The 13,045-nt window shown below is 35.9% G+C and carries 11 protein-coding genes; 1 reads left to right on the top strand and 10 read right to left on the bottom strand.

Annotated features, from left to right (window positions below; translation table 11 throughout):
* Positions 1-21: 21 nt before the first annotated feature.
* From yidC to CIPSTX3056_RS03470, 9 genes are all read right to left on the bottom strand, one after another.
* Complete coding sequence (yidC, locus tag CIPSTX3056_RS00425) at positions 22-1,668, bottom strand: membrane protein insertase YidC (protein ID WP_072666008.1); 1,647 nt, start codon at positions 1,666-1,668, stop codon at positions 22-24.
* Between the two features lie 18 nt (positions 1,669-1,686).
* Entirely contained in the window at positions 1,687-1,929 is a 243-nt protein-coding gene (gene yidD, locus CIPSTX3056_RS00420; RefSeq protein WP_072666007.1) for a membrane protein insertion efficiency factor YidD, read from the bottom strand.
* Positions 1,893-2,252, bottom strand: a complete 360-nt coding sequence (gene rnpA, locus CIPSTX3056_RS00415) for a ribonuclease P protein component (protein ID WP_072666006.1) — start codon at positions 2,250-2,252, stop codon at positions 1,893-1,895. Before rnpA ends, yidD begins: the two co-directional genes overlap by 37 nt.
* A gap of 16 nt (positions 2,253-2,268) precedes the next feature.
* Positions 2,269-2,418: a 50S ribosomal protein L34 gene (gene rpmH / locus CIPSTX3056_RS00410; RefSeq protein WP_072666005.1), complete on the bottom strand. Its 150-nt coding sequence runs from the start codon at positions 2,416-2,418 to the stop codon at positions 2,269-2,271.
* Positions 2,419-3,052: 634 nt separating this feature from the next.
* Complete coding sequence (gene yidA / locus CIPSTX3056_RS00405; RefSeq protein ID WP_072666004.1) at positions 3,053-3,859, bottom strand: sugar-phosphatase; 807 nt, start codon at positions 3,857-3,859, stop codon at positions 3,053-3,055.
* A gap of 232 nt (positions 3,860-4,091) precedes the next feature.
* The gene (gene gyrB / locus CIPSTX3056_RS00400; RefSeq protein ID WP_072666003.1) at positions 4,092-6,500 is read right to left on the bottom strand and encodes a DNA topoisomerase (ATP-hydrolyzing) subunit B; all 2,409 of its coding nucleotides are present in this window, start codon (positions 6,498-6,500) and stop codon (positions 4,092-4,094) included.
* Positions 6,501-6,586: 86 nt separating this feature from the next.
* A complete protein-coding gene (gene dnaN, locus CIPSTX3056_RS00395) occupies positions 6,587-7,693 on the bottom strand; it encodes a DNA polymerase III subunit beta (RefSeq protein WP_072666002.1) in 1,107 nt (368 codons plus the stop codon).
* Positions 7,694-7,740: 47 nt separating this feature from the next.
* Positions 7,741-7,893: a hypothetical protein gene (locus tag CIPSTX3056_RS00390; protein ID WP_157883599.1), complete on the bottom strand. Its 153-nt coding sequence runs from the start codon at positions 7,891-7,893 to the stop codon at positions 7,741-7,743.
* Positions 7,894-8,426: 533 nt separating this feature from the next.
* Positions 8,427-8,648, bottom strand: a complete 222-nt coding sequence (locus tag CIPSTX3056_RS03470) for a DnaA ATPase domain-containing protein (protein ID WP_072666001.1) — start codon at positions 8,646-8,648, stop codon at positions 8,427-8,429.
* Between the two features lie 1,061 nt (positions 8,649-9,709).
* On the opposite strand from CIPSTX3056_RS03470, the gene dadX reads away from it, so the two are divergent.
* Positions 9,710-10,780, top strand: coding sequence for a catabolic alanine racemase DadX (dadX, locus tag CIPSTX3056_RS00380; RefSeq protein ID WP_072666000.1), 1,071 nt, complete (start codon positions 9,710-9,712; stop codon positions 10,778-10,780).
* Between the two features lie 1,110 nt (positions 10,781-11,890).
* Here the strand turns inward: dadX and folD are convergent.
* Positions 11,891-12,757: a bifunctional methylenetetrahydrofolate dehydrogenase/methenyltetrahydrofolate cyclohydrolase FolD gene (folD, locus tag CIPSTX3056_RS00375; protein ID WP_072665999.1), complete on the bottom strand. Its 867-nt coding sequence runs from the start codon at positions 12,755-12,757 to the stop codon at positions 11,891-11,893.
* Positions 12,758-13,045 lie beyond the last annotated feature (288 nt).

The following is a 13,045-nucleotide window of genomic DNA, read 5'->3' as shown; positions in this document are numbered from 1 at the left end:
TTATATAGTGAGACTTTTGCGCTACTCAACACGCTTATCGCGATCATGCAAGCCACGCTCTTCTAAATCTCGATAAATCATATGCTGTTGCAATAAAGTTACTAAATTGCTAACAATATAATATAGAACCAGCCCTGATGGAAAACACAAGAAAAAGACAGTAAAAATAACTGGCATAAAAGTAATAATTTTTTGCTGTATGGGGTCTGTTGCTGTTGTTGGTGATAACTTCTGAATAAAAAACATAGTAGCACCCATTAAGAGTGGCAGGATATAATATGGATCCTGTTCAGATAAATCTTTAATCCAGAAAACAAATGAGGCATGTCTAAGCTCCACTGATCCAATAAGCATATAATACAGTCCTAGAAATATAGGCATTTGAATTATTAACGGCAGACAACCTCCCAGTGGATTGACATTTTCTCTTTTGTATAACGCCATCATTTCCTGACTCATGCGCTGCTTATCCTCTCCGAATCGCTCACGCATCGATTGAATTTTGGGCTGCAGAACACGCATACGAGCCATAGAAGTATACTGAGCTTTACTAAGTGGATATGTAACGCTACGCACAATTAACGTAATAAGAACAATCGAAAAACCCCAATTGTTGATAAAACGGTTAATAAACTGTAATAATTTAAATAGAGGCTGCGAAATAAACCATAGCCAACCATAATCTACTGTTAATTCTAAATATGGAGCTACAGTAGTCATACGGCCCTGAACTTCTGGCCCAACCCATAATGTAGCTGCTAGAGTCTTTTGAAAACCGGGTAAAATGATCACTGGCTCTGATTGGCAACTGATAGAAACTATATTATTATCTAGATTTTTTGTATACAGTATATTACTACCCATTGTTTTTGGGATCCAGATAGCAGCAAAATACTGCTGCAACATGGCTATCCAGCCATTTTTAGTTATTACATTCAAGTTCTTGTCTTTTCCAATAGTTTCAAAGTCATACTTGGAGTATTTGCTCTGACTACTAGAATAAGCCGCACCACGAAAAGTGTGTAGAGCAAAATTTTTACTATTCGTATTACGATGTTCTGGTAACTGAATAGTCTGCCTAAGCTGACCGCACATTGCAACCTCTATGGGTTCTATTGATCTATTATCAATTTGATAGGAAACGTCAATAGCATAATCGCCGCGCCGTAAAACAAAGGTTTTAATATAAGTAACATTATTTTTTGAAATAAAAGTTAACGGAATGCGTAATTCATTCTGATTATTAGATAGCTCAAAATGCTTTTGTTTACTAACATAAACCGGTCTTTTATCATAAGATAAATCATCTAGTCCATCATGACCGGTTAATCCGCTTTTGGCTTGATATAGAAAATCTGGGCTAGACTCTAAAAGTAAAAAAGGATGCTCCGAACCTAATTTATCTGAATAAGCTAATAATGCAGCCTCATCAATGTCACCCCCGCGAGTATTAATGCATAAAGATAACACATCGGTTTTAACTGTAATGACAGTATCTAAGTTGCTTTGTAACTTGTCCTGCTGCATTTTATGACTATCTGAGCTCACGATCTTCTGTATTGCTTGATGTGATGTTGGCTGAATAGTTTTTTCCATGTAAAAAACTTGCCAGATAACAAAAGATATAAACAGACAAGTAATTACCAAGAATTTGCTTTTAGCATGCATTATTCAGGCTCTCTGAAATCAATGTTTACGTGGCGGCAATGGATTATTATCACAAGAACTCAAAGGATGACATTGTAATATGCGCTTTATGGATAACCAACTGCCTTTAAATACTCCAAATCTTTGCAATGCCTCAATACTATATTGCGAGCAGGTTGGCTGAAAACGACAGCGCGGCCCTAAAAATGGGCTTAGAGCACATTGGTAGACTCTTACGATAAGGATTAAAATTTGTGAGCCAAGAGACAATGACGATTCCATAATTTCTCCAATGCTATTGTGAAAGCATTGTTATCAAGAGCAATAATCCCACTTTTTACTATAACTACAAAATCCATCGCTGGAAGTTGGTGTTGATTGTAACGAAAACTTTCCCGTATTAATCGTTTAATTCTATTTCGTTCATGTGAATGTTTAAGATTTTTCTTAGAAATAGCACAGCCAATCCTTGGATGTCCTAGTGAATTCAAACGCCCAAGAATAGTGATATAACTTGCACTGACTCGTTTCGGATTCTGAAAAACAAACTTAAAATGCGTGGAAGTTAACAAGCGCAACTGCTTGGGAAATGAATATTCCGTCATATATGATACAAAGAAATTAATGCTTATTACTTGAGACAGTTAGACGTACTCGACCTTTAGCTCGTCTATGAGATAAAATTTTACGACCGTTTTTGCTTTTCATACGAGCACGAAAACCATGGGTGCGGTTACGTTTAATCACAGATGGCTGGAAAGTGCGCTTCATACCTTTTACCTAGATTCTAACTAAAATATTTTTAGTACACATCAAACATATTAAATGTACCTGCGTGTACACCTATACCGGATTTGCCTTGCCTATACTGCTCGTCACGTTGGAGTCAAATGATGCAACCTCATAAAGGAAAGCAATAAAAGTGCAAACTATAACAGTATTTAAATTCTAAACTTTCTATACAGATAGAATTTTTATAAAATCCTACAATTCTACACTAGTTAGATACAATGTATCTTGTTATATCTGGGAAAATTTGATTCCCCGATAGCAGCGTATTAGAGTAATGCTCAGTATGATGATATACAATTATAAATTTTACTTTGTATAGATTCAGGTGATGATTGTATAAGTAGAGTTATCTCTAATTTTAACTTTGCAAAAATTGCATAGTCGGGATTGCCTTTAAAGCAATGAAAGAAATAGAAAATATTAAAATTATATTACATGCTATAATTAATATGAACATGCATATCACAGTGCGTCTTGATTATCTGTCATGATAATATTGCTGGCACAAAAACAGTTTAGTATTTTAATAGGCATTTATTTTAACTCATAAAATTATAATACATATATATCAAAAATGCAATATGTATAAAAATTTTTCTGAATTTGTCATGATCTAAGCAAACCGTTCAATTGCTAATGCCACACCATCTTCTGTATTACTTTTTGTAATAAATTTTGCCACCGACTTTACCCGGGAAATACTGTTGCTCATGGCTATACTTATACCTGAATACTCTAACATAGCTAAATCATTTTCTTGATCACCAATCGCCATTATTTCACTCCTTGCGTATCCTAACATTTCTGCTATAAATCGTAAAGCTGCACCTTTGTTTGCTCGTTTATCAAGAATTTCCAGATAGTACGGTGAACTTTTCATAATAGTATACTGCTGTAATGCCTTTTCTGGGATACGAGCAATAGCAGCATCTAGTCGATCTGGTGGATCTAGCATCATAACCTTTGGAAAGGTTAAATTACAGTCCATGTCACCTACAGAGCAATAACGCAGAGGAATGCCAGTCATCCAAGCTTCGTGTATAGTATATTTGCTAATATCTCTATTGGATGTAAACATCTCTGTTTTAGTAAAAGCCTGAAAATGCACTTCTAATACTCGTGATAATTCTTCAAAATACAGATAATCATCAAAACCTAGTAATACCTCAAAAAGACATTCTCCACTTTTTGCATTCTGAATTAACGAACCATTATTAGTAATGCAATATTGATTATCCTGATGAAGAGCTAGCTCATGTAAGTATTGCTCTACACCAATAAACGGTCTTCCGGTAGCAAGGATAACGTTAACCCCCTGGTTATTCACTCTCTGAATAACCTTTTTTACTTTTTCTGTTAACTCATGCTTCGGGTTAAGTAATGTCCCATCCATATCAATTGCAATCAATTTAATCGTCATACTATCCTCAGGATATTAATATTCTTCTTACGCTAGTATCATGCAGCTAAAATTTATAATTTGTGATGTAGAAGTCAAAAGCTAAAAACAGTTATCGCTCTGTAATGTACTTTATTTTGAAGACAATATTTCTGCACTTAATTTATCGATTCATTCTGAATCACTATAAAATATATAGCCTTAAGACTGGTGTGCAGATTGGTTCTCATAATATTTAAATTTTGATTAAAAATTAGATATCGATATGAACCGCACGCAGGGCATTGTCTTCAATAAAAGCGCGACGCGGTTCTACTATGTCCCCCATTAAAGTTCTAAAAAGTTGATCAGTTTGAAAAGCATCTTGGATAGTCACTAAAAACATGCGCCGACTGCTGGGGTTCATTGTAGTCTCCCATAATTGCTCCGGGTTCATTTCACCTAAACCTTTGTATCTCTGCACTGATAGACCCCGACGTGATTCTGATATCAACCACTTGACCGCCTGCTCAAAAGTGGACACCGATTGACGACGATCTCCGCGTACTACATAGGCGTCTTGTTTAATCAGATCCCGCAATTGCTCACCTAATATGGAGATTCTATGATATGTCTCGCTACATATGAAATCATTATCTAAACAATACTCCGTATCTATGCCATGTATACGTCCGCGCAGTATTGGCTCAAATAAGTCTAATTGAGGATTCTTCCTTACAATTCCCTGGTAGCATCTACCGTTGAAATTATTGTTATTTAACTTGTGTAGTAGACCCTGCAACCAATCGTTTACTACCTTCTCTATCGTTAAATTACTTAAAGTTTGATGATAAATTAGCACATTTAGTAATTCTATCGGATAGACGCGCTCTAATTTTTTAATCATTCTATGTGTATAGTGAAATGTATTTACTAATACTTCAAGCTGTTTTCCGCTTAATGCTGATATGTTATCGCCAATGTGTAACACAGCCTTATCAAGCGCAATAGACATTTGATACTGATCCATAGCCTCATCATCTTTAATATATGTTGCTTGCTTACCTTTTTTGACTTTATACAGCGGTGGCTGTGCAATATAAAGATGCCCTCGCTCGATAATTTCTGGCATTTGGCGATAAAAAAACGTTAAGAGCAACGTGCGAATATGTGATCCATCAACATCCGCATCAGTCATGATAATAATATTGTGGTAACGCAATTTATCTGGGTTATACTCATCACGACCAATGCCACAACCTAAAGCAGTAATTAATGTTGCTACCTCTTGGGAGGCCAGCATTTTATCAAAACGCGCTTTTTCTACATTCAGAATTTTTCCTTTTAACGGTAGAATAGCTTGATTTTTTCGATTGCGCCCCTGTTTTGCAGAACCACCAGCTGAATCGCCTTCCACTAAATAGAGTTCAGAAAGAGCTGGGTTTTTTTCTTGGCAATCAGCTAACTTTCCTGGCAAACTAGATAAATCTAATGCACCCTTTCGGCGAGTGATTTCTCGTGCACGGCGAGACGCCTCGCGCACACGCGCTGCATCAATAATTTTTCCAACTATTATTTTTGCATCACCTGGGTGCTCTAGTAGATAAGCGTAAAGCAACTCATTCATTGTTTGTTCAACTACTGTTTTTACCTCGGATGAAACTAGTTTATCTTTAGTTTGTGAAGAAAACTTTGGGTCTGAAGATTTGATCGATATGATAGCAATCAGGCCTTCGCGTGCATCATCACCAATAGTAGTAACCTTAGCTTTTTTAGTATACCCCTCTTTATCCATATAAGTATTGAGGGTGCGAGTCATGGCAGATCGAAAACCTATAAGATGAGTGCCACCTTCACGTTGGGGAATATTATTCGTAAAACAGTGTATAATTTCTTGAAAACCATTATTCCACTGCAAGGCCACTTCTATACCGATATCATCTTTCTGAGTGGCATAATAAAATATATTAGGATGAATCGGCGTCTTATTTTGACTTAGGTATTTGATAAACTCTTGCAACCCCCCTTTATAATGATAAAAATCGTTTTTACCATCCCGTTTATCTTCTAGAGCTATAGATACTCCAGAATTGAGAAAAGATAATTCCCGTAAACGTTTTGCTAACACCGAATACTCAAAGTCTATAACATTTTTAAAAGTATTATAACTAGGCCAAAAACGGACTAATGTGCCTGTCAAATCAGTATCACCTATGATGTTCAGTGGAGTTTGTGATGTACCATGTATATAGGTTTGAAAATATATATTGCCTTCACGAAAAATGGTCAGCTCTAATTTTTCTGATAATGCGTTTACTACAGATACACCAACACCATGAAGCCCTCCAGATACCTTGTACGAGTTGTCATCAAATTTTCCACCAGCATGTAGAATCGTCATGATTACTTCAGCAGCAGAGATTCCCTCTTCTGTATGTATCCCAGTCGGAATGCCACGACCATTGTCGTGTATTGATACAGATCGATCAGGATAAATAGTTACGCTAATATGGGAACAGTAACCTGCAAGAGTTTCATCAATCGCGTTATCTACAACTTCAAAAACCATGTGATGCAAACCAGTCCCGTCATCTGTATTACCAATATACATACCAGGACGTTTTCGTACCGCATCAAGCCCTTTTAATACTTTAATGCTCGAGGAGTCATACATATTGGACATCAATTTTTCTCATTAATGTTAATTTTTAGATAAAAATGCTATTGTTATGTTACTTTCATCTACCTGAAAAACTTAATATGCACATATTATAAACGAATGGGCATAATGATATAGCTTGCAGAGGGCATAACTGGATCTTTAATTTGCACACTAGATGTAGAATCAGTTAGCAATATACAAACATTGTTACCCTTTAATGTATTCAACACATCTAAAATATAACTAACATTCAAGCCAATTTCTATCTGATCGCCACTATAGATTACATCCAGGACCTCCTCCGCTGCTTCTTTCTCTTGATTATACGCTGTAATTTTTAGCTGATTCTCACTAACATGCAGGCAGATTCCACGAAATTTAGCATTAGATAAAATAGACGCCCTTACAAGGGCTTGTTTCAATGCTTCACGCTTAACCTCTATAGTTTTTACAGATGGAGATGATATAGATATAGCGCGACGATAGTCTGGAAACCGACCATCTATTAACTTAGAAATAAAGATGAAATTACCAATAGAAATACGAATATTATTTTTTCCAAGTTCTATCTCTAATGGTGTATCACTGCCGTCTAGTAGACGCGCAAGTTCTATCACACCTTTACGCGGAACAATTACGGAGTAACTTGCTAATAAATGGTCTACTGACATAGAACATATTGCTAATCGATGTCCATCTGTAGCAACTGTATATAATGTTCTTTCTACTGTTTCAAATAGCATGCCATTCAGGTAATATCGTACATCTTGATTAGCCATAGAAAACTGCGTAGCGTCAATTAGGCGCTTTATAGTGCCTTGATTTACAGTAAGAACAACCTCACTCTTCGAGTAATCCAGGTTAGGAAAATCGCTAGCTGGTAAAGCAACTAGAGAAAAAAGACTTCGCTGCGATCGCACCAGAACTCGGTCTCCCTCAAGGCATACGAAGAGTTCAGATCCTTCTGGTAATCCACGACAAATCTCAAAAAATTTACGCGAAGGAATGGTAGTCATTCCCAATACATGCTCTTTAGTGAGTGAAATACGCACTGCTATTTGCATTTCTAAGTCAGTACCGGTCAAAGACAGAGCTCTGTCTTTGACTTCTAACAAAAGATTGCTAAGAATAGGTAACACAGGACGACTACCTAATGTAGCACTAACATGTTGCAATGGTTTTAACAAGCGCTCACGTTCTATACTGAATTTCATAATATAAAAAACCTGGTGCATTACAAATTAAGAGGACAAAATCTTAATCAGAGTCGAAAAGTCTTCTTGAATATCCCTATTGTCTTCATGCAGCTATTCAAGATTTCCACAGGCATGCAGGATCGCAGTTTGCTCGCGCTACCCAAAACATAACCAACTTCTGGTAAATCATAATGAGTTAATCCTTTATCTATTGCCATTGCGATCTGTCTTGAACGGGGGGACTGAGTGAGATCTGCAGTTTAATAATAAAATTAACGACTTGAATTGTATAATACTAAGCTAGTTTGTTTTTGAACAACATGAATAGTGATTGGTTGGTCCTGTAATACTAGCGGATCACAAATCGCTTCCCAAAAACATCAACTGTGATTGCATGAATAGTAAATTCTGCATTATCTATGACATGATTAAGTGCGGCTTTTCATGCTTGCATATGAGAGTAGACTCTCATAGCAATAGAGCATCCTACTTCTTCTGATAAGAGGATATTGTTTTATAGGCTGGGTGTTAAAATCCTACACATGCTGCAATCTCTGGCAGATGAGTCGAAACTATTTAAATACCCATCACAATCGTGATCACAGTCTATCTTCTAAGCTATGCATACCTTTTTGGTGACGATCAGAAGTCAAAATAATCTGCTAATTGCCTTCTAAAAGTGTATTGAAGGCATTAAAAACTCTTTTTGGCAGTGCTCCTTACTGAGTAGTACAAAACTGAATTTAATCAATCAGTAGCGCTTTTCTGAGCAATAATAGCATTTACATTTCTCAATTGCATTGGTTTCCAATATCTTAACCCTATCGCTCGCAAAACGTTCAAATCGCATATATATCACAGTTTCTTTAGATGTTTTGGTTAACATCTCACCCCCTACCACATGTAATAGATATGTTTTATTTGGCCCGATTCTGCTATTAAAGAAACATATGGTTACACGTAGCTCACCCAAGATAATCTGTTACTTATTACGCGACTACATACATAATGGATGTAATTAATCCTCAATAAAGCTTTCAAAGTTATATCTAGCATTCACATTAGAGCCATAAGCAATGTCTAATAATTTTATAACATCATAACACCGCATTAAACGCATAGATGATTTCTACTTACCTGTATTACAATTGTACAAGTACTAGCGATAGTAGGTTCTCTCCCTAGAGGTTGAGTGACTATGTGGTAGCTAGATTTTCTATCTACCTTATTAAAAAAGCAACAGAACCTTGGCGCTACCAAAATTTTTAGGAGGACATTGATATATGAATAGATTTATCTGCAATCTATTTTAGCACAAAATGATGGCGCGCACCAATCTAGCGTATTATTATTTATTTTAGCTTGTAAAGATCTTATCTAAATGCTGAACTCGATCTTAGGTAGCTTAACCTGTCAACAGGTAAGACACTAGAGGCATAGCCTCAGTAAGACGGCGGCCCCACTGAACAAATCCAAAATACCAGAACTTAAATAATACATTATTTAATTTTTTGTAAAATGTTACCAAGTTTTAATACAAAAAGGCACTGGCTCTTTATTTTGTTTTGCTTAATCTAGCGATCTATAATATCTATAATAGTTGTAAAAATGATGAGCCATTATTTGTATTGTTTGACAACAGGCTATGATAAGGCAAAACGCAATCGAATTCTTGACCTGATATATAACACTCTCCATTACCCTAAAGCGCATAAACCATACACAACTATGGGGGACATACGGAATGCACAAAAACTAATACATAATAAATTATATCCATCGGAATTTCTGATTAGACACCTATCCTAATCCTATATGTATTTCTTTTGTGATACAAGATAATCCGCCTCCTAGTCATTCAGCTGAGTGATGATATGTAAATTCTATTTATATACTCAATATGCATTCAAAATGCTATATTGTTTTGCATATAGTATCATCAAATTACCAGATGATCTTGAACAAAATACATCTAAATATCATACATTTATTACTAATGCAGAGACCACTGAATCTATCATGTAAGGAGAGATTATGTCTCGTCCAATTGCAGCAATCATTAATCAAAAGGCATTGCAAAATAATCTCTCTATAGTGCGTCAGATGATTGGTAGTGCACGACTTTGGGCTGTAGTAAAAGCTAATGCATACGGTCATGGTATCAAGAAAACTTGGCAAAGCCTACACCAAGCAGATGGTTTTGCATTACTGAGTATCGATGAAGCCTTATTACTACGAGAAGGTGGTTGGAAAAAACCTATTTTATTATTAGAAGGGTTTTTTCATCCTGACGATATAACTATCTTAGATCAGTACAATTTAACCACAATTGTGCATAGTCCATGGCAGATTCAAGCACTAGAAAGAGCCAAGTTGCGGGCTCCCTTAGATGTCTATCTAAAAATGAATTGCGGTATGAATCGTCTTGGTTTTCAACCGGATGATATCTACTCTACTTGGCAAAAACTAAAAGCGATAGAAAATGTTGGCACATTAACACTTATGACGCATTTTGCGGAAGCGGGGTATAAACAAGGCGTGACAGAGCCAATGAAAAAAATCTCTCAAGCTTCACAGGGTCTGAACTGTCAAATGTCACTAGCTAATTCTGCGGCTATCCTGAGGCATCCTCAGACCCATCTTGACTGGGTTCGTCCTGGCATTATCTTATACGGCGCTTCTCCAGATGGTCATCAAAAGATGATATTAGGTAGTGGTTTAGAACCTGTTATGACACTCGCTAGTGAAATTATCGCTATTCAAACGATCCCCCTTGGATCAAAAATAGGCTACCATAATAGCTATCGCGCTAACTGTGAACAACGCATTGGAATAATAGCCTGTGGCTATGCGGATGGCTATCCACGCCATGCCCCATCTGGTACCCCAGTAAGGGTTTTAGAGAAAATAACAAAAACTATTGGAACTGTCTCTATGGATATGATGGCTATCGATTTAACAACGTGCCCCCAGGCGTCTATTGGCAGTAAGGTGGAACTCTGGGGAAAAAATGTTAAAATTGATGATGTTGCAACAGCATCTAAAACTGTGGGGTATGAACTTATGTGCGCGTTATCTCCACGAGTTCCAGTCAAACTTGAGTAAAATCATAGACGGAGGACTTAGCGACCTATAGATCAGTCTTTTGGTGCAGATGATCACTTGCACAGTATCAATAACATAAGTTGTGCTTGTATCAAGGATACATAATATGCATACTTAATATATTTAAGTTGTACTGAAAGTTTCGAGTATATGATTGGTTGTATACGTGCAATCATTATAGAACCTCATATTACCATATGACTACAGAATTTAGTAACATGTGTCTTAGTAATGTGTGTGTCGATTACATTACCATAGAGTACAAAAGTTATAAAATACTTATACAGACCTACGATCATCATCAAATTAGTATTAATATAAATTAATCTCACTATTAATTTATATTAATATCACTATTGCTAGTATACGCTTTAGTACGTTAGAATAACGCCCTCGTATATTTTTCAAAATATGTAATTTTTAATCCTAATAATGTTAGTGGATATCACCTAACAGCATCTTGTGAAAAGCACGGCATCATAGAATCAGTGACTCATGATACATCATTCACGTCCGATTATAAAATATTCTAATTCATCAGAATAAAACCCTTTAGTTTGTAGATCGGGTAAGACTTTATTGCTCATGCTATTTGTGACATAACTATTAATTGATATATATAAAAATATAATGGCAGTGAACGTTCTAAACTGTTTGAAAATTTCAAAATGAAATTTTTATATACATACAGTATGTTACACAAGACAAACATTCATTCTTAATTCATAAACATTAAGCATCTAATTATGATTAGATTAGTATGTGATATGAGTTTTATAGCTATACAACATGTATATTAATAGCATAAAACCCCCCGATAAAATCTTTTGTTATATTCAAGTCATATAGAGGCGATAATGCTACTCAAAATACAAAAAAATATATTTATTAGATATATATCATAGTTTCCTAGCATAAACACTAGATACAAAGTTATGCGATTTCTCTAAACATAAGCATTATTACAACGCTGATGATTTTAGATAGAGATCAAACAGAATTAAAACAATATTCAGAAATTTTAAACTATTAACACAAACTGCTAAAATTTTTAAAATATTTCTATAAAGTAGAAATTGAGAGGATGCTCTGTGAAAACACCAAGGTATTCTATGCAGTGATCTTTTCGTTAGTTTCACAGGCATATAATGTATTTTGCATCAGTGTCGCGACAGTCATTGGTCCTACTCCACCTGGCACTGGCGTAATCCAAGATGCCCGATGACAGGCTTGATCAAAATCAACATCACCCACTATCTTGCCATTTGTCAAACGATTAATACCAACATCAATAACTATTGCACCACATTTAATCCAAGAGCCAGGAATCAATCTAGGTTGTCCAACTGCTACTATCAGTAGATCGGCTTGTGATACAAAAAAATCTAGGTTTTTTGTAAAACGATGTGTAATAGTTGTGGTGCAACCAGAGAGGAGAAGCTCCATGCTCATTGGTCTTCCAACAATATTAGAGGCCCCAACAACTACTGCATGAAGTCTAAAAATATTAATATGATAACGCTCTAATAAAGTTATTATACCACGAGGTGTACACGGTCTTAACATACTTGGGGAACGCTTACACAAACGGCCCAGATTGTACGGACTAAAACCATCGACATCCTTAATGGGAGCGATGCTTTCCATAATTAGACTCGAGTCTATTCCTGGTGGCAACGGTAACTGCACCAGGATTCCATCAATATTAGCATCATGGTTAAGCTGTTGAATTAATTCTAGAAGCTGGACTTGACTAGTATGAGCTGATAAATCATACAAACGTGAAAAAAAGCCAACTTCTTTGCAAGCATAACATTTGCGAGCGACATAGACCTGTGAAGCTGGATCTGAACCCACTAATACTACTGCTAGACCTGGAGTACGCTTACCTGAAGCTAAACGTATTTTGATACTCCTAGCAATTTCTTGACGTATCTTCTGCGCAATCCTTTCACCGTTAATAATTTTTGCAGGCATCAGATGAGGCGTCCCTCTGCATTACACTCGACAATTGTGAAGCGCATCGATGTTTAGTTATACCAAAATGGATAGTTACGTTAAATGTATATAATTTACCTGTATGTGTATTTTACTGTATATGTATTTTACGTGATCTTTGATCACACTTATCATGATATTTTAAAAATACTTTATGGTATATAATCTCAACATCAAATATACATAAAGTAATATTTTAGTAGATGGTCGTAGATAACCAAAGATAATAATACTTTACATACAGTATCTAAAACCAGTATCTAAAAC

Source organism: Candidatus Erwinia haradaeae (assembly GCF_900698965.1).
In the GTDB taxonomy this organism is placed as follows: Bacteria; Pseudomonadota; Gammaproteobacteria; order Enterobacterales; family Enterobacteriaceae; genus Erwinia_E; species Erwinia_E haradaeae_A.
The sequence above is the reverse complement of the archived record's forward strand: the minus strand, read 5'-3'. Positions and strand labels throughout refer to the sequence as shown.